Origin of the sequence: Azospira sp., assembly GCF_030247495.1 — a bacterium.
Taxonomy (GTDB): Bacteria; Pseudomonadota; Gammaproteobacteria; order Burkholderiales; family Rhodocyclaceae; genus Azospira; species Azospira oryzae.
Genome location: NZ_JAOTRW010000007.1, coordinates 21,380 through 36,724 on the forward strand (window position 1 = coordinate 21,380; position 15,345 = coordinate 36,724).

The following is a 15,345-nucleotide window of genomic DNA, read 5'->3' on the forward strand; positions in this document are numbered from 1 at the left end:
GCGTGGTAGCCGACTTTTAGGCATTCAGAGCAGAACCGTAGGCGTTGGGCGACAACAGGGGTCCCCCTTAGGATTTCTAGGATGTCCCCCAGAAGCGCATTCTTTGCTTCATGGAGGGGCATCCCCACGGCAGTGCAGAACCGACTCCACTCCTCACCGATGTTCCCGGTGCAATAAAGAGGACGTCCCAGTGGAGAAACCACTGACGTATAGGAAATCAGCCCTTTAAGTGACTGAGGAGAGAGGGCGTTCGCGTAAGCAAAGCGGAGCAATATGCCCACCATAGAATCGCCATACAGATGCCAACGAGGACTCCAGTTCCATGATGCCTCTTGCCCAAGACTCATCTCCGTCTCCTTGGCGCTTTACTCTCTGGCATCTGACTCAGCATCGCTCGCGAACTGATCAGACCACTGGATTGAACGGCAATACGCCACGCATCCTCATCTGGTGGCAGCGCCCCGCTCCCTCGCTGATATGCAGATTCCAGCAAGGAACAAGCCGTTTCGGTGACGTATTGCATTTCCACTTCAGCGGGCACCCCTTCCCGAATTGCATAACCCGAGAAAATAGACCACGCCCTCGCCGCCTCATGCCAAAGACGCCATCCACGGTCAAATGCCTTGGGAAAGCAGAATCGTGAGATTGGCCATTCGCTGCCTTGAGGAAACCGACATTTATCGAAGGACTCGAGAAAATAGGCGAGTTCTTGAGAACTTCTTATTCCGTAGAGGTAATGTTCGTTCTCAAAATAGCGTCGGACAGGCTCCTCCCTAGCCTCATCATGTAAACAGTCCCTTATCGTCCGCAATGATTCATATCCCGCTAGCGCGACCACAAGATTCGTTCCCTCGTCGGCTAGGTCATCTTGAAATACTGCCAGCTGCAACAACTCCTCGGGCAGCAAGGTATGAGCGCGATCAACGATCAATAGAAGACGGTCACTATCGTGTGCATTGGCTCTCGTAAGGAGATTCCTTAAGAGGCCGAGACGAAGCGCATCGGGATTACGCCATGTCGCAAGATTCGGAATGAGTTGGGTGACCAGCGAGGACCAGAATCTCACAGGGTGATAGACCGTTGCCCCTGGGGACCGAACAAGCGCGATGGGAATTTCGGAGTAAAGCTTTGGCCATCCAGCAACTAAAATGCGGAGTGCCGTCGTCAACCCCATCAGCGGTTTGGAAACAACGACAAAGCCTTTGGTGCGAGCCCGGATAGCGTGTTCGCAACTGCGAAGGAGGTGTTCTGAAGCTTGCGTCGGATAAGTAATTTGGCGTAACTTGACCGGATGTCGCTCCCAGATTTCCCCTCGGTCAACGATGGAGTTCATCTTGCTCCCCCCCTCCATCCAACTCGCTCTGCCACAACAAATCGCGCAGTTCCGAGCGGGCTACTTCAGATGGTAGCGCAAGCGAAGGTAAATCCGGACGCTCGGCATTAGGCTTGCTCAGACTTGCGGCAGTTACGCCAGTGCGATGGTCGATTTCGGCAAGCCGAGTTCCTGCTTTGGAGACTCGCTTGTGTTTAGTCTCCGCACCGCCCTCAGTAGCGGCCTTGGCCGCAAGATGCGCTAGATATGCAGCCACCGGATCTGCATGAGGTGGTATTGCAAGGGTTCTTAGGTGTTTCAACCGATTGATTGCCCGACGCATTTCCCGCGTGTGCGGTGTTCGAGACCAGGGGCCTTGCGCGATGAGCATTCCTAGTTTTATACCGGAATCCATGACGCTTGCCTCGACGCTCCGAAAATCGTCCTCGTCTATGGCAATCCGGAGTTTATGGCCGATCAGATGCCAAGACTTTGCAAGTATTGGATTGGTATATCGAGCCCGGTCCAAATTGATATATGGCCTCCTACCTACCCTTTGTGAGCCGCGGACAACGACCTCCTCATAAACAACAGATAGGCAGTTGCTTACATGCCGCTCTGACGGCAACGTTCTTAACAGGAAATGCTGACAAGGATCGGTTACCAACTGGCGCAAGAGTTCAATTGGTGTGAGCATGCCGATGCCTTCACTTGGGATCGCATTTTGCTGAGCGATCACTACTTCAATCAGTTGAAGCACTTCAGACCAGCGAATGCGCAACTTGACCGCAGTTTGTACTGGATCATTTTTCCGCGCATCAACCGGGCTTGATCCGGTGGTGCTTGGCAGTCGCTGAGCCGATGACCTGAGAACTTCAAGAATCTTTCGTTCGACATCCGCTCTTCTATACCAGGCCCCCACCGGTCCCAAATTGATGAAACTTCCGATAACCTCACCGAGATCCGACAGCAGCCCGATATCCTGATGAGCAAGGGCGTTGTCGACAACCAAGACCGTCCAGGGATGGTAGGCAAGACTGGGGATGAGTCCGCTCGGCAGTCCCGCATCCGGGTGGCCATACGTCAGGCCGCTAATAGAGAACTCCTTCGGCTTCCAGGGATTCAGGGCATTCTGAATCGCATGCCTGATGTCGCGTGAAGTCACTGAATTGGTGAAAAACGCGTACCAACTGCAGATCGCTTTCGATACCAACTCAATGACGACGACTACATGAATCCTCTCTATCGCAACGTCCCTGACACCTCCGCCCAGTATTGGAATAGCAACCGTTGTAATCAGGTCGAACGTAAATTCGTCAATTCCGACAATGTCGTAAGGCAGCTGAGGGGACAACAGAGAACTATGTCCGCTGCCAACATGGAGGCGAGTACCCGCATCCTTACCATAACGCGCCCGGATGAATTGATGCGGTTTCTTCTGCCCCACTCTTTTGACATAGTTGATGAGCGACGTTCGCCCCTTGGTTTTTGTGTTGAAAGGCCATTGTTGGTCTGCATTGCGGCCGACTTTCTCGCATAGCTGGAGGAAGACTCGATGTAAATCGACAATCGAAATTTTGGCTTCAGCAACTTTGACCCCTGCTGGTAATCGTTTGAGAATCTCCTGCTCGATGCGCTCTTCCAGCTCAGGAAACTCGTCAAACAGTTGAGTCAATGCACCGGAGCAACCGCCACGGCCCGCACCCTCCATCCGGGCAACCCTCGTTCTTCGGATATAGGGCCGCACATGAATAAAAGGTAAAAGACCACGTTCTCCGCAGATATCACCGTTTCCATCGGGTTGAAGACATTTTGCTAGCAGGCGCCTGACCTTCGCACTCGAAACCCCGGTTTCCTTGGTGATTTCTCGGTAAGAGGCTTGGGCGAGCAAAGCCGTAATGGCTTTCCGATTCCGTAGAAAATCCTCACGTTTTTCCTCAGGAAGCGCATAAGCATCGACAGAAGGCCAAGTACGTATGTCACGCCGAGTAGATGGAATGCGCTGTAATACTGTGTTCTTACGCATGGAGGTCCTCCATGCGGTGCAGTTTTGTGGCCAAAGTTAGCGGCGTGGATTCAAGGTCGCCGAGAACGCTGCCGTCCAACATTAACCCGAAGATAGCAGCTAGCGTGATTCCCCTATCGTCACCGCCTGTTTCAATCAACTCTCCGATCGATGCTACTCCCCCGCATAAACGTGAGAGCACAAGTGTTCTGGCACCAGCCACGGAAAATTCTTTTGCGGCTTGGAGCACCTGCAGCATGCGCAGGCAATTCCAAACGCGTGTGGTATGGGGTTTTAGTTCGTTGATAGTAAAAAGGCGATACAAAACTTGATGAGCGGCCGCCAATTTTGCCTGCGCTTCCAGCTGTTTTTGCTGTGCGTCATCTATCGCTTCAACGTCGCCTTTTACTTCATCCCAGGCAACCGTCCCGTCTTTGAAATGTACTTCGGCATCAAATCTCGTTCCAACAACTTCGTGGTTGAGGCGAATGGCGAGTGATGGCGCTTCCAGTTCATAAGAACGCACTCTCAGATCAGATTCCAAAAGTGCAAAGTGAAACAGTGCGGGATCCGATGGCAGCAAACAGGATATTTGCAGTTTGTATGACCACACTGACCACAAGTTATGCAGCTTATGGCCCCGCTCTGCCACTGCAAGACGAATCGTAGTGGGGGCTTGATGTATTTGCACATGGCCTATCGTACTCATGATATCCACCCATACTGAGAAGTAATGTCATACGCTTCAAAATATGAATCCGGAGTTGTCCCCGCTTAGGCTGCACTACCAATTTGAGACAAAAAACGACCTACTCTTCAGGAAAAAACCTGAAGTTCGATTAACGATCTGAGGAATATTGAACACGGTCTTGACCGAAAACCGCGTGGCAAAGATACTAACAAGCGCCAACTAGCTGTAAATTCACCGGGCGATCTCGCCCCAGACGGGACAAGCCGTGAGGATTGTCCCGTCTACATTTTCGTCTCCTGATTTATGAGCTGGTAAAGGAGTAACGCACGTCCGTCATTTTTCCCCTTGCTTTTTTCGTTCGGCCTTAATCGCTGGCGGATGGCAACGATTTTTCCTGGATATAAACGGTCGATTTTTTCCCCAAGCTCATTACAGAGCTGATATTTTTCTAAAGAACCTTGTTTCGGGAGCACCAACTGACGACGAAACTTTTTGGCCGCTTGCAGAATTTCGCTAAATTCGACTTCATTCAAATGAAGCCATTTGGTAAATCGGCTCAAGAATTCCTGACTCGGAGAGTGAAGACACACCTCAATAGCAAAAGTGTGGGGGTGTTCATAGCCAAACACCCTTTCCACCTCGTACTGGCGTAAGCCAAAATTAAGCAGTCTCTTCTGAGAAAAATCTCCAATCAGGCTACTCATCGCGGCTGGTCTTTCTTGACGGATTGGTTTAAACCTACCCACCAGCCTATATTAGCTAAGCATTTGTTTCAACTACATTATTTAATGCAACACAACGAACTTTTGCAATTTTCTGGAATTTTTATACCAGAGTCAGAAAGCCCTGACTCTGCACATTGGCGAATAGGCATCAATATTTAGTGAATTGGGTGACTTCCGCGTTCACCTAAGCCCATGTTTTCCTGACATCGCACGTGCAAACTAACCCATTGTCGTAAAAAAACACCACTAAAAGTTGGAGAAGAAAAAGATAACCTGTTGGTTATTTTTAACTCTTTTGCAAAGCATCAGAATAGCTATTAGTGGAGCGAACTACCGGTGCTTCTGGGCTCCCGGTACCAGCTACCGATCGGCTGACGCTGCCCTAACGACGGCATCAGCCTGCGCTCACCGTGACCTGACTTTCGCAGCCGATCAACGCTTCCAGGGCTTGGGGTTGCTGCAGTAGATCCGCCAGGGTGTAACTGTCCAGGACCAGGAACATCCCCGCCAGGGCTTCGGCCAGTATGGCCTTCAGGCGACAGGCCGGCTGGATGCGGCAGTCGGAACCGGTGCTGAAACACTCCACCAGGCTGATGTCGCCTTCCGTGTGGCGAATGACCCGTCCCAGGACGATCTGCTCCGACGCCTGGCCCAACCGTATGCCGCCGCCTTTGCCCCGTACCGTTTCCAGATAGCCGGCCTTGCCCAGTTGGTGCACCACCTTCATCAGGTGCCCGCGGGAGATGCCGAAGGCGGCCGTGATTTCGGCCACGGTGGCCAGGCGTTCGGGGTGCAGGCCCAGGTAGATGAGCACCCGCAGGCTGTAATCGGAAAAGGTACTGAGCTTCATGACTGTTCACACCGTAAAGATATATTTGTTGTATTGATTTAGGTTGATGCGCCTGTTACATTAAAGATATACGAAATTTCAATCTTTTGGGTGACGGACGCTTTGCTCCAACCGCCCATGTCTTTGCGTTTTCCCCATGTCCCAGCCTCCCAAAGCGCCCAAAGTCATCCCGATTCAACCGATGTTCCAGTCCGACGCGAAGGTGTATCCGCGTTCCATCTCGGGCTGGTTCGCCAACTGGCGCTGGGGCCTGGTGTGGCTGACCCAGGCGGTCTATTTCGGCCTCTGCTGGCTGCCCTGGAACGGCCGTCCGGCGGTGCAGTTCGACCTGGACGCCCGCCGTTTCTACATTTTCGACCTGGTGTTGTGGCCCCAGGACACCATCTACCTGGCCATCCTGCTGGTCCTCTCCGCCCTCGCCCTGTTCCTCTTTACCACCCTGGCCGGCCGCCTGTGGTGCGGCTACAGCTGTCCCCAGACCGTCTATACGGAAATTTTCCTGTGGATCGAAAAGGTGATCGAGGGTGACCGGCCCAAGCGCATGAAGCTGGACGCAGCGCCCTGGGATGCCCGCAAGGTGGGCATCAAGACGGCCAAGCACGGCGCCTGGCTGGCCTTTTCCTTCTGGACCGGCATTACCTTCGTCGGCTATTTCGTCCCCATCCGGGAACTGGTGGCGGACCTGTGGCAGCTGCGGCCAACCCTCAACGAGGCTTTCTGGGTCGCCTTCTATGGCTTTGCCACCTACGGCAATGCCGGCTTCCTGCGGGAGCAGATGTGCAAGTACATCTGCCCCTACGCCCGCTTCCAGTTTGTCATGTTCGATCCGGACACCCTGATCATCACCTACGACGCCGAGCGGGGCGATCCCCGGGGCACCCGCAAGAAAGGCGCCGATGCCAAGGAAAAGGGCCTGGGCGATTGCGTCGATTGCGGCATCTGCGTCCAGGTGTGCCCCACCGGCATCGACATCCGGGACGGCCTGCAGAACGAATGCATCGGCTGCGCCGCCTGTATCGATGCCTGCGACCAGGTGATGGACAAGATGGAATACCCCCGGGGCCTGATCCGCTATTCCACGGAAAACGCTGTCAAGCAGCACTTCGGCCGCAGCGAGATCATCCGCCGCGCCCTGCGTCCGCGCACCATCGTCTATGCCTCGGTGTTCTTCCTCCTGACCGGGGCCACGGCCTGGTCCCTGGCCACCCGGGTGCCCCTCAAGGTGGACGTGCTGCGGGACCGCAGCACCCTGGCCCGGGAGGCGGACGACGGCAGCATCGAAAACAACTACCAGCTGCAGCTGGTCAATGCCAGCGAGCAGCCCCGGCGCTACACCGTGCAGGTGGCCGGCCTCGAGGGCATCCGCCTCAGCCAGCCGGCCCAGGTGTCCCTGGCAGCGGCGTCCACCGGCACGTTGACGCTGCAAATCCGGGTGGATGCGGGGAGCGCGGACAAGGGCGCCCATCCCATCACCCTGACGGTGCAGGACGAGGCTGACGCCAGCATCCGGGTAACGGAAAAAACCAAATTCTGGATGCCCTGAAGATCGGCCAGGGGCGGGCTTCTCCGCCCTTCCCCGGCCAGGATGGCCTAACGGCGGCGTTTGCTGATGGGGCGTTGCACCGGTTCCGTCGTCAGCCCCAGGGCCTGACGGGATAGGCGATCGGCCTCGCCGTTGCGGTGCCGTGGCACCCAGAGAAACTGCACCGCCTCGAAACGGGCCGCCTTGGCCAGCACGGTCTGCAACAGTTCTGCCAGATGGGGCACCGCGGTATGGGCCTGTCCCTGCAGGTGGCGTACCGCAAAATCGCTGTCGCCGCGCACCGTCAGGCGCCGCGCCCCCGCGGCCCAGGCCAGATCCAGCACCTCGGCCAGGGCCAGCAGCTCCGCCTCGTTATTGCAGCCCAGCTGCCCCGGACGCAGGGAAAGCTCCTGCCGGGCGCCGCCGGGCGACAGCAGCAGCCCGCCCAAACCGATGCGGCCCGGATTGGGGGCCGCCGCGCCGTCGAACCAGGCCTGCCAGCCCTCCCCTGCCTCCACCCTAATGCACCGTGCCCTGGGCCCGGTTGGTCTGCTGCCATTCCAGCACCGTGCGGGCCGCATTGCCCATCACCTGGGAACGCAGTTCCCCCGGCAACTGCTTGGCCAGGGCGCCGAACAGCTCCTGGGTCATTTCCTGGCCCAGGCCTTCCGCCGCCAGGGCGTGGGCCAGGCAGCGGATCTGGATGTCGGCCAGGGTGTTGGCCAGGATCATCCAGCCGTGCTGCGGCATGGCCTGGGGCAAGGCCAGCATCATGCCGCCCAGCTGCTGCAGCAATTGCAGGGCTTCACCCCGGTTTTCCGTGGCGATCATGGTGTGCCAGAGGGCCATGTGGATGGCCTGGCGCAGGTCGGACTTGAAGCTGAAGGCCGCCGTTTCCTCGTTCACCAGGCGCTCGAAGAAGGCCTGGTAGCCTTCGCTCTCCCCCGCCCCGTCCAGGCCGGCGCGCAGGCCGGCCACCATGGCCGAGAGGCCGGTCATGGCGCTGGGACCGTAGACCTGGGCATAGGCCAGGCCCCACTGATCCAGGCCGCTGAGCAGCATGGCCTGGCGCAGGTGGCGGCCGGCATGGTGGTCGCCCGCCTCCCCTTCCCGCTTGTCGTTGGCCCAGCCCATGAGGCGCTGGACGATCTGGGCGATGATCTGGGGCCGCTCTTCCCCCTTGCCCTCCAGAGTCTGGCGGAAAGCCAGGGCAAAGGCCTCCTGGGCCAGGCGGGCAGCTTCCCGTTGCAGGGCGTGGGGCGCCAGGTCGGCGACGGGATCGTTCAGGGTCTGTTCTTCCATGGGGACTCTTATTTCTGCAGGTTCTGCGAATACATGAAGTTTTCGATGCCGGTTTCGCCGATGCGGAACCAGGCCTGTTGCTGGCTGCGGAAGCGCTGCCAGTCGTTATAGATCTTGCGGAACACCGGATTGCGCTCGGCTTCCTCGTCGTAGAAGGCAAAGGCGGCCTTGTAGGCGGCCTTCATCACGTCATCCGGGAAACGGCGCAGCTTGACGCCCTGGGCCAGCAGGCGGGTCAGGGCCGGCGGATTCTTGGCGTCGTATTCGGCGGTGGTGAGCAGGTGGGCTTCTGCCGCCGCCACCTCGAAGGCCTGCTGGTAGGCCTTGGGCAGCTTTTCCCATTCCCGGGCATTGACCAGGAAACTCAGCTGGGCACTGGGCTCCCACCAGCCCGGATGGTAGTAGTAGCGGGCCACCTTGAAGAAGCCCAGCTTCTCGTCATCGTAGGGGCCGGACCATTCGGCAGCGTCGATGGCGCCCTTTTCCAGGGCCGGATAGACATCGGCCCCGGGAATGGTCTGGGGCACCGCCCCCAGGCGCGCCATGATTTCCCCGCCCAGGCCTGGAATGCGCATCTTCAGGCCCTTGAGGTCGGCCAGGCCCTGCAGTTCCTTGCGGAACCAGCCCCCCATCTGGGCGCCGGTGTTGCCGCCGGGGAAGTTGATGACGCCGTAGTCCCGGTACAGCTCCCGCAGCAGGGTCAGGCCGTTGCCGAAATGCATCCAGGCCGTCTGCTGGCGGGTGGTGAGGCCGAAGGGCAGGACGCTGTCGAAGGCGAATGCCCGGTTCTTGCCGACATAGAAGGAGCCCAGGGTGTGGCCGCACTCCACGGTGCCTTGCTGCACCGCATCCAGGGTCTGCAGACCGGGGACGATTTCGCCCGCGGCGAAGGGGCGGATCTGGAAGCGTCCCTCGGTCAGGGCCGCCACCCGGTTGGCCAGCACTTCGCTGGCGCCGTAGAGGGTATCCAGGCTCTTCGGATAGCTGGAGGCCAGGCGCCAGCGCACCACCGGCTGGCCGTCGGCCGCCCGGGCCGTAGCCGCGCCCAGGGCCGCCGAAGCGCCGGCGCCGAGCAGGAAGTCACGTCGTTGCATGGCAGTGTTCCTCCCGAAACCAGGTTGCTGCAGCAAAAATCGGGAGCGGCCGAAACCCGCGTTCCCGCTTACTCCAGGACGGCGCCGGCCTGGCGCAGCAGGTCGGCGATTTCCGTATTGTTGGCGGCCACGGCCCACTTCAGGGCGGTGCCGCCGGCCTCGTTGATCTTGTCCACATCCGGCTTGTGCTTGAGCAGCAGGCGCACCGCTTCAATATGGGCATTGCGGGCTGCCACCATGAGGGCGGTGGTGCCGTTGTCGCTGGTGCCGTTGATGTCGGCGCCGTGGGCCAGCAGGTATTCCATCACCTCCAGCTGGTTGTTGAAGGCCGCATAGGCCAGGGGCGGCCAGCCTTCGCTGCGGTTCACCGGGGCGCCGCCGGCCAGGAGCAGCTTCACCACCGGCAGATGGCCGCGGAAGCTGGCCAGCAGCAGGGCGTCGTCGCCGAAACGGTTGCGGGCGGTGACCTTGGCCCGGCGCAGGATCAGCTGGTCCACCAGCTCCGCATTGCCGTTGCGGGCCGCCAGCATGAGCAGGGTGCTGCCTTCGGCATCGGCGGTATTGGGATCGATGCCCCGCTCCAGCAGGGCCACCGCCTCCTCCGTGTGGTTTTCCAGCACGGCCTTGAGGGTGTCGTCGTAGATGCCGGCCAGGGCCGGCTGGGCAAGGGGGAAAGCCAGGGAGAGCAGCAGGGCTGCCAGGAGCTTGCGCATGGTGGTTCCTCGAGGGTCAGGCGGCTAGGGCGGTGCCGGCGGCAGGGAAACAGCGGAAGAAATTGGCGGTGGTGGCGGCGGCCACCTCCTGCAGGGTGAGACCGCGCAGGGTGGCGATTTCCTCGGCCACGTGGCGCACGTAGGCCGGTTCGTTGGTCTTTCCCCGGAAGGGCGTGGGCGCCAGGTAGGGCGAGTCGGTTTCCACCAGGATGCGCTCCAGGGGCACCTTGGCGGCCACTTCCTTGACCACCTTGGCGTTCTTGAAGGTGACGATGCCGGAGAAGGAAATGTAGAAGCCCAGGTCCAGGGCCTGTTTGGCCACTTCCCAGTCCTCGGTGAAGCAGTGCATGACGCCGCCCACCGCTCCGGCCCCCTCCTCCGCCATGAGGCGGATGGTGTCGGCGGCCGAGTCCCGGGTATGGATCACCAGGGGCTTGCCGCAGGCCTTGGCGGCGGCGATGTGGGTGCGGAAGCGCTGCCGCTGCCACTCCGGCTTGTCCTTGTGCCAGTAGTAATCCAGCCCGGTTTCGCCGATGGCGACGACCCGGGGATGGGCGGCCAGGGCCACCAGTTGCTCCGCCGTGGGCTCGGCCCCTTCCGTGTGTTCGGGATGGACGCCGACGCTGGCCAGCAACTGGGGATGGGCCTCGGCCAGGGCCAGGACCCGGGGAAAGTCCTCCAGATTGACGCCGATGCAAACGGCGGCCTGGACCTGGTTGGCTGCCATCTTGGCCAGGATTTCCGGCAGCCTGGCGGCCAGGTCGGGAAAGTCCAGGTGGCAGTGGGAGTCGACAAGCATGGTTTCTCTACGCGGGGCCGCCAGGGCCCTCAGATGGTATGGGTGGCGCGGCTGGACTGGAGCAGGCCGCCGAGCAGGCCTTCGATCTTGCGCCGGGCCTCGATGCCGCTCTCGTCGTTGTTGAAATGGATGCCGATGCCCTGGGCCTTGCTGTTCTGGGCCCCGGCCGGGGTCACCCAGACCACGGTGCCGGCGATGGGCAGCTTGGTCGGGTCCTCCATCAGGGAGAGGAGCATGAAAACTTCGTCCCCCAGGGTGTAGCGACGGTTGGTGGGGATGAAGATGCCGCCGTTTTTCAGGTGGGGCATGTAGGCGGCGTAAAGGGCCGACTTGGAATTGATGTTGAGGGAGAGAACGCTGGGGCGGGCTCCGGCGGCGGCAGGAGCGGCAGAACTTGCGGCATTGGTGTCCGACATGGGGTCCTCGCGTCTTTCAGTACAGGGCCCGGTAGGCGAAGAAGAGTTCTTCCAGTACCAGGCGCAGGTTCAACGGATGCTCAGATTGAGCTTTAAATTTAATCAGCAATCTATTGAAATTTATAATTTTAATAGTGCTTGACGAAGCCGCCAGCTGCCCTATTGTAGCGCCATCGGCCTGGAAGTAGCGCGGCGGCAGCCCCTCTGCCACCAGGGCCAGGTCGGCGCTCCATTTCTGCAGCCATTCCACCGTCCGCTTCATGGTGAGGGCGCCGGACTTGTCCGCCTTGAGGGTTTTCTCGATCAGGGCGGCCGCGGCAATGGGGTCCAGCTGGCGTCCCTTCTGCAACTGTCCGAGCAGGGCATCGAGCAGGCCGCGCTGGCCGCTGCCGGCCAGTTCCGCCGCCAGGCGCGGCGCCCCGCCGGCCAGGGCCAGCCAGCGCCCGCCGTCGCTGACCTTCTGCGCCGCCAGCCAGGCGGTGGCCGCCTGGGGCGACGGCAGGGGCACTTCCACGGTCTGGCAGCGGCTGCGGATGGTCGGCAGGAGCCGGTCGGCCTCGCTGGACACCAGCAGGAACAGGGTGTCGGGCCGGGGTTCTTCCAGGCTCTTCAACAGCGCGTTGGCGGTGTTGCGGTTCATGGCCTCCGCCGGGTGCAGCAGGACGATGCGCACACCCTGACGGTGGGTGCCGACGTGGAGGAAGTCGTCCAGCCCCCGCACCTGGTCGATGGTGATCTGCTGGCTGGGCTTCTTCTTGCCCGTTTCCTCGTCGGCCTCGGCCTCTTCGTCGCTCATGGCCGCCGGTTGCACCAGCCGGAAATCCGGGTGGTTGCCCTGCCCCAGCCAGTTGCAGGCGGAACACTGGCCGCAGGCATGGCCGTCCATGCCCGGCGCCTCGCAGAGCAGGCCGGCGGCGAAGGCCCGGGCCAGTTCGAACTTGCCGACGCCGCGCTGGCCGATCAGCAGGAGGGCGTGGGGAAGCTGGGCACGCCGCCCCTGGAGCCGTTGCCAGGCCGATTCCTGTAATTGAAATATATTCATAAACAAATATTTGAAATCAATTCTTCAATTGATTTCTTGATTTCATCCACGGTCCGATCGGCCTGCACCACCCGGATGCGGCCGTTGGACTGGCCGGCCCGCTGCAGATAGCACTGGCGCACCCGCTCGTGGAAGTCGGCCTCTTCCTGCTCGAAGCGGTCGAGGATGCGCTCCTTGCCGATGCGGGCCTGGGCCACCGCCAGGGGCAGATCGAAAAGCAGGGTCAGGTCCGGCTGCAGGTGGCCGTGGACCCAGTCCTCCAGGACTTTCAGCTTGTCCAGGGAGAGCCCCCGGCCGCCGCCCTGGTAGGCCACGGTGGCATCGGTGAAACGGTCCGAGATGACCCAGGTGCCGGCCGCCAGGGCCGGCTCGATGACCTCGGCCAGGTGCTCCCGGCGGGCAGCGAACATCAGCAGGGCCTCGGTTTCCAGGTGCATGGGCTCGGCCAGCAGCAGGGCCCGCAGCTTTTCCCCCAGGGGCGTGCCGCCGGGCTCCCGGGTGGTGACCACGGTCTTGCCCCGGGCCGTGAGCTGGTCCGCCAGCCACTGGATGTGGGTGCTCTTGCCGGCCCCGTCGATACCTTCGAAGGTGATGAATTTTCCGCGCATGGTCATCCTGTAATCAGCGTCCGCCCCGCTGGTATTTGTTTACCGCCCGGTTGTGCTCGTCCAGGGAGGAGGAAAAATGGCTGCTGCCGTCGCCCCGGGCGACGAAATAAAGGGCCGGGCTGGCAGCGGGATGGAGCGCCGCCTGCAGGGCCGCCTGGCCGGGCATGGCGATGGGCGTGGGCGGCAGGCCGCCCCGGGTGTAGGTATTGTAGGGCGTATCGGTGAGCAGGTCCTGGCGCCGCAGGTTGCCGTCGAAGCGCTTGCCCATGCCGTAGATGACCGTGGGGTCGGTCTGCAGCAGCATGCCCTGGCGCAGGCGATTGACGAAGACTGCGGCGATGTGGGGCCGGTCCGCGGCCCGCCCCGTTTCCTTTTCCACGATGGAAGCGAGGATCAGGGCCTGGTAGGGGTGCTGCAGGGGCAGGCCCGGGTCCCGGGCCGCCCATTCGGCCTGGAGGCGCTTCTGCATGGCCCGGTAGGCCCGGGCCAGCAGGTCCAGGTCGCTGGACTGCTTGCTGAAGAGATAGGTGTCGGGGAAGAACAGTCCTTCCGGATGGCTTTCGGCGGCACCGATGCGCTGCAGCAGTTCCCGGTCCGACAAGCCGGCGCCGTCATGGCGCAGATCGGGATGGGCGTTGAGCTTGTCCCGCAGCTGGCGGAAATTCCAGCCCTCGATGATGGCCAGTTCGCTCTGGCTGACGTCGCCCCGGGTCAGCTTCTGCAGCAGGGCCCACAGGGTGATGCCCTGCTCCACCTCGTAGCTGCCCGCCTTGAGGGCCGCCGCGCTGCGGCTGGCCCGGGCCAGGGCCTCGAAGGCCCAGGGATTGAGATCGATGCCCGCCTCCACCATCTGCCGGGCGGCTGCGCGGGCACTGCTGCCGGGCTGCACCTGGAAGTCCAGGGGCGAGGCATTGAGGCGGACCGGGCTCAGGGCCAGCCAGGCCAGGCCGCCGCCGCCCAGCAGGGCCGCGAGGATCAGCAGGGACAACAGTCTGCGGAACAAGCGCATAGGAAAGCGGGTCTAGGGGAACGGCTGCCGCCACCGGCCTGGCCGTTGCCGAGAATTCGGGGTAAAAGGAGGCGATATAATAGCCCAAGCCCTGTATTCTCCCCAGCTATTGACGCCCGCGCCGGCCAATGACGACGCGGACCTGCTGTACGAGCCGGCCCCCGATGGCCGACCGTTTCCGACAAGCGACTCACGAAAACCCTTAACTTTCCCCCAATTGCCACGGAAATCCCCATGAACGCTCTCTGGAAAACCACCCTGGAAACGGCTGGCGCCAAGTTCGACGCCGATCTGGTCACCGATTTCGGCGATGCCGCCGGCGAACGCCAGGCCGCCCTCAACGGCCCGGTGCTGGCTCCCCTTTCCCACCTGGGCCTGATCGCCGTCGGCGGCGAGGATGCCAAGTCCTTCCTGCACAACCAGGTGACCAGCGATGTGAACCACCTGAAAGCTGAAGCGGCCCAGCATTCCGCCTGGTGTACCGCCAAGGGCCGCATGCTGGCCAGCTTCCTGCTGTGGAAGGAAGGCGACGCCTACCAGGTGCAGCTGGCTGCCGAACTGCAACCCGCCATCCAGAAGCGCCTGCAGATGTTTGTGCTGCGGGCCAGGGTGCAGATCACCAGTCGCAGCGACGAAGTGGCCCTGATTGGCCTGGCCGGACCGGGCAGCGCCGCCCTGCTGGCCCAGGCAGGTTTGCCGGTGCCGGCCCAGCCCCTGGAAGCCCAGGAGGCGCCGGCGGGCAAGGTGATCCGCCTGGAAGGCAACGAGCGCTTCGAAATCGCCGTGGCCGTGGCCGCCGCACCCAGCCTGTGGGCAGCCCTGGCCGCCGGTGCCCGCCCCGTGGGCACGCCGGTATGGCAATGGCTGCAGATCCAGGCCGGCATTCCCCACATCAGCGGCCCCACCCAGGAAGCCTTCGTGCCCCAGATGGCCAATTTCGAACGCATCGGCGGCGTCAGCTTCCACAAGGGCTGCTATCCGGGCCAGGAAATCGTCGCCCGCACCCAGTACCTGGGCAAGGTCAAGCGCTCCCTCTTCCGCGCCAGGGTGGCCGCCCCGGTAAAGGCCGGCGACGCCCTCTTCTCCACCCTGGCCGACGAGAACCACGGCGGCACCGTGGTCAATGGGGCACCGGCAGCCGACGGCAGCTGGGAGCTGCTGGCGGTGATTCCGGAAAACTGCGCCAGCGGCGGCCCGGTGCATGCCGGCGGCCCGGACGGCCCGGTGCTGGAACTGCTACCCTTGCCTTACTAAAAC

Annotated in this window: 16 protein-coding genes; 2 read left to right on the plus strand and 14 right to left on the minus strand. The window is 61.3% G+C overall.

The window, feature by feature from the left end:
- Positions 1 to 343 precede the first annotated feature (343 nt).
- The 5 genes from OEL49_RS11355 to OEL49_RS11375 all read right to left on the minus strand — a co-directional run bounded on the left by OEL49_RS11355 (position 344) and on the right by OEL49_RS11375 (position 5,583).
- Positions 344 to 1,333 (minus strand): hypothetical protein, encoded by a 990-nt coding sequence (locus tag OEL49_RS11355; protein WP_287874716.1) that lies wholly within the window; start codon positions 1,331 to 1,333, stop codon positions 344 to 346.
- Positions 1,317 to 3,338, minus strand: coding sequence for a hypothetical protein (locus OEL49_RS11360; protein ID WP_287874717.1), 2,022 nt, complete (start codon positions 3,336 to 3,338; stop codon positions 1,317 to 1,319). The genes OEL49_RS11355 and OEL49_RS11360 overlap by 17 nt, the downstream gene beginning before the upstream one ends.
- On the minus strand, positions 3,331 to 3,900 hold the full coding sequence (locus OEL49_RS11365; RefSeq protein ID WP_287874718.1) for a hypothetical protein: 570 nt from the start codon (positions 3,898 to 3,900) through the stop codon (positions 3,331 to 3,333). Before OEL49_RS11365 ends, OEL49_RS11360 begins: the two co-directional genes overlap by 8 nt.
- A 389-nt stretch (positions 3,901 to 4,289) precedes the next feature.
- A complete protein-coding gene (locus tag OEL49_RS11370) occupies positions 4,290 to 4,712 on the minus strand; it encodes a hypothetical protein (RefSeq protein ID WP_287874719.1) in 423 nt (140 codons plus the stop codon).
- A gap of 415 nt (positions 4,713 to 5,127) precedes the next feature.
- A complete protein-coding gene (locus OEL49_RS11375) occupies positions 5,128 to 5,583 on the minus strand; it encodes an Rrf2 family transcriptional regulator (RefSeq protein WP_287874720.1) in 456 nt (151 codons plus the stop codon).
- Between the two features lie 136 nt (positions 5,584 to 5,719).
- Between OEL49_RS11375 and ccoG the strand changes: the two genes are divergently transcribed.
- Complete coding sequence (gene ccoG, locus OEL49_RS11380; RefSeq protein WP_414635386.1) at positions 5,720 to 7,126, plus strand: cytochrome c oxidase accessory protein CcoG; 1,407 nt, start codon at positions 5,720 to 5,722, stop codon at positions 7,124 to 7,126.
- A gap of 47 nt (positions 7,127 to 7,173) precedes the next feature.
- Here the strand turns inward: ccoG and OEL49_RS11385 are convergent, their stop codons facing one another.
- From OEL49_RS11385 to mltG, 9 genes are all read right to left on the minus strand, one after another.
- Entirely contained in the window at positions 7,174 to 7,623 is a 450-nt protein-coding gene (locus OEL49_RS11385) for a ribonuclease HI family protein (RefSeq protein WP_197739044.1), read from the minus strand.
- A 1-nt stretch (position 7,624) separates the two neighbouring features.
- On the minus strand, positions 7,625 to 8,407 hold the full coding sequence (locus OEL49_RS11390; protein WP_130458524.1) for a hypothetical protein: 783 nt from the start codon (positions 8,405 to 8,407) through the stop codon (positions 7,625 to 7,627).
- A gap of 8 nt (positions 8,408 to 8,415) precedes the next feature.
- Positions 8,416 to 9,501: a TRAP transporter substrate-binding protein gene (locus OEL49_RS11395; protein ID WP_287874722.1), complete on the minus strand. Its 1,086-nt coding sequence runs from the start codon at positions 9,499 to 9,501 to the stop codon at positions 8,416 to 8,418.
- A gap of 68 nt (positions 9,502 to 9,569) precedes the next feature.
- A complete protein-coding gene (locus OEL49_RS11400) occupies positions 9,570 to 10,214 on the minus strand; it encodes an ankyrin repeat domain-containing protein (protein WP_152089170.1) in 645 nt (214 codons plus the stop codon).
- A gap of 16 nt (positions 10,215 to 10,230) precedes the next feature.
- Positions 10,231 to 11,013, minus strand: a complete 783-nt coding sequence (locus tag OEL49_RS11405; protein ID WP_014237683.1) for a TatD family hydrolase — start codon at positions 11,011 to 11,013, stop codon at positions 10,231 to 10,233.
- A gap of 29 nt (positions 11,014 to 11,042) precedes the next feature.
- The gene (locus OEL49_RS11410; protein ID WP_014237684.1) at positions 11,043 to 11,429 is read right to left on the minus strand and encodes a PilZ domain-containing protein; all 387 of its coding nucleotides are present in this window, start codon (positions 11,427 to 11,429) and stop codon (positions 11,043 to 11,045) included.
- Positions 11,430 to 11,445: 16 nt separating this feature from the next.
- Positions 11,446 to 12,471: a DNA polymerase III subunit delta' gene (holB, locus tag OEL49_RS11415; protein ID WP_130458528.1), complete on the minus strand. Its 1,026-nt coding sequence runs from the start codon at positions 12,469 to 12,471 to the stop codon at positions 11,446 to 11,448.
- Positions 12,468 to 13,079, minus strand: a complete 612-nt coding sequence (gene tmk / locus OEL49_RS11420) for a dTMP kinase (protein ID WP_287874723.1) — start codon at positions 13,077 to 13,079, stop codon at positions 12,468 to 12,470. Before tmk ends, holB begins: the two co-directional genes overlap by 4 nt.
- Before the next feature lie 13 nt (positions 13,080 to 13,092).
- Positions 13,093 to 14,088, minus strand: a complete 996-nt coding sequence (gene mltG / locus OEL49_RS11425; protein WP_287874724.1) for an endolytic transglycosylase MltG — start codon at positions 14,086 to 14,088, stop codon at positions 13,093 to 13,095.
- 234 nt (positions 14,089 to 14,322) lie between these two features.
- Between mltG and OEL49_RS11430 the strand changes: the two genes are divergently transcribed.
- Positions 14,323 to 15,342 (plus strand): YgfZ/GcvT domain-containing protein, encoded by a 1,020-nt coding sequence (locus tag OEL49_RS11430; RefSeq protein ID WP_287874725.1) that lies wholly within the window; start codon positions 14,323 to 14,325, stop codon positions 15,340 to 15,342.
- Positions 15,343 to 15,345 lie beyond the last annotated feature (3 nt).

Bases quoted from the DNA above. Each gene is read 5' to 3' on its own strand.
- OEL49_RS11355 (WP_287874716.1), bottom strand. From the start codon at position 1,333: ATGAACTCCATCGTTGACCGAGGGGAAATCTGGGAGCGACATCCGGTC.
- OEL49_RS11360 (WP_287874717.1), bottom strand. From the start codon at position 3,338: ATGCGTAAGAACACAGTATTACAGCGCATTCCATCTACTCGGCGTGAC.
- OEL49_RS11370 (WP_287874719.1), bottom strand. From the start codon at position 4,712: ATGAGTAGCCTGATTGGAGATTTTTCTCAGAAGAGACTGCTTAATTTT.
- OEL49_RS11375 (WP_287874720.1), bottom strand. From the start codon at position 5,583: ATGAAGCTCAGTACCTTTTCCGATTACAGCCTGCGGGTGCTCATCTAC.
- ccoG (WP_414635386.1), top strand. From the start codon at position 5,720: ATGTCCCAGCCTCCCAAAGCGCCCAAAGTCATCCCGATTCAACCGATG.
- OEL49_RS11390 (WP_130458524.1), bottom strand. From the start codon at position 8,407: ATGGAAGAACAGACCCTGAACGATCCCGTCGCCGACCTGGCGCCCCAC.
- OEL49_RS11395 (WP_287874722.1), bottom strand. From the start codon at position 9,501: ATGCAACGACGTGACTTCCTGCTCGGCGCCGGCGCTTCGGCGGCCCTG.
- OEL49_RS11400 (WP_152089170.1), bottom strand. From the start codon at position 10,214: ATGCGCAAGCTCCTGGCAGCCCTGCTGCTCTCCCTGGCTTTCCCCCTT.
- OEL49_RS11405 (WP_014237683.1), bottom strand. From the start codon at position 11,013: ATGCTTGTCGACTCCCACTGCCACCTGGACTTTCCCGACCTGGCCGCC.
- OEL49_RS11410 (WP_014237684.1), bottom strand. From the start codon at position 11,429: ATGTCGGACACCAATGCCGCAAGTTCTGCCGCTCCTGCCGCCGCCGGA.
- holB (WP_130458528.1), bottom strand. From the start codon at position 12,471: ATGAATATATTTCAATTACAGGAATCGGCCTGGCAACGGCTCCAGGGG.
- tmk (WP_287874723.1), bottom strand. From the start codon at position 13,079: ATGCGCGGAAAATTCATCACCTTCGAAGGTATCGACGGGGCCGGCAAG.
- mltG (WP_287874724.1), bottom strand. From the start codon at position 14,088: ATGCGCTTGTTCCGCAGACTGTTGTCCCTGCTGATCCTCGCGGCCCTG.
- OEL49_RS11430 (WP_287874725.1), top strand. From the start codon at position 14,323: ATGAACGCTCTCTGGAAAACCACCCTGGAAACGGCTGGCGCCAAGTTC.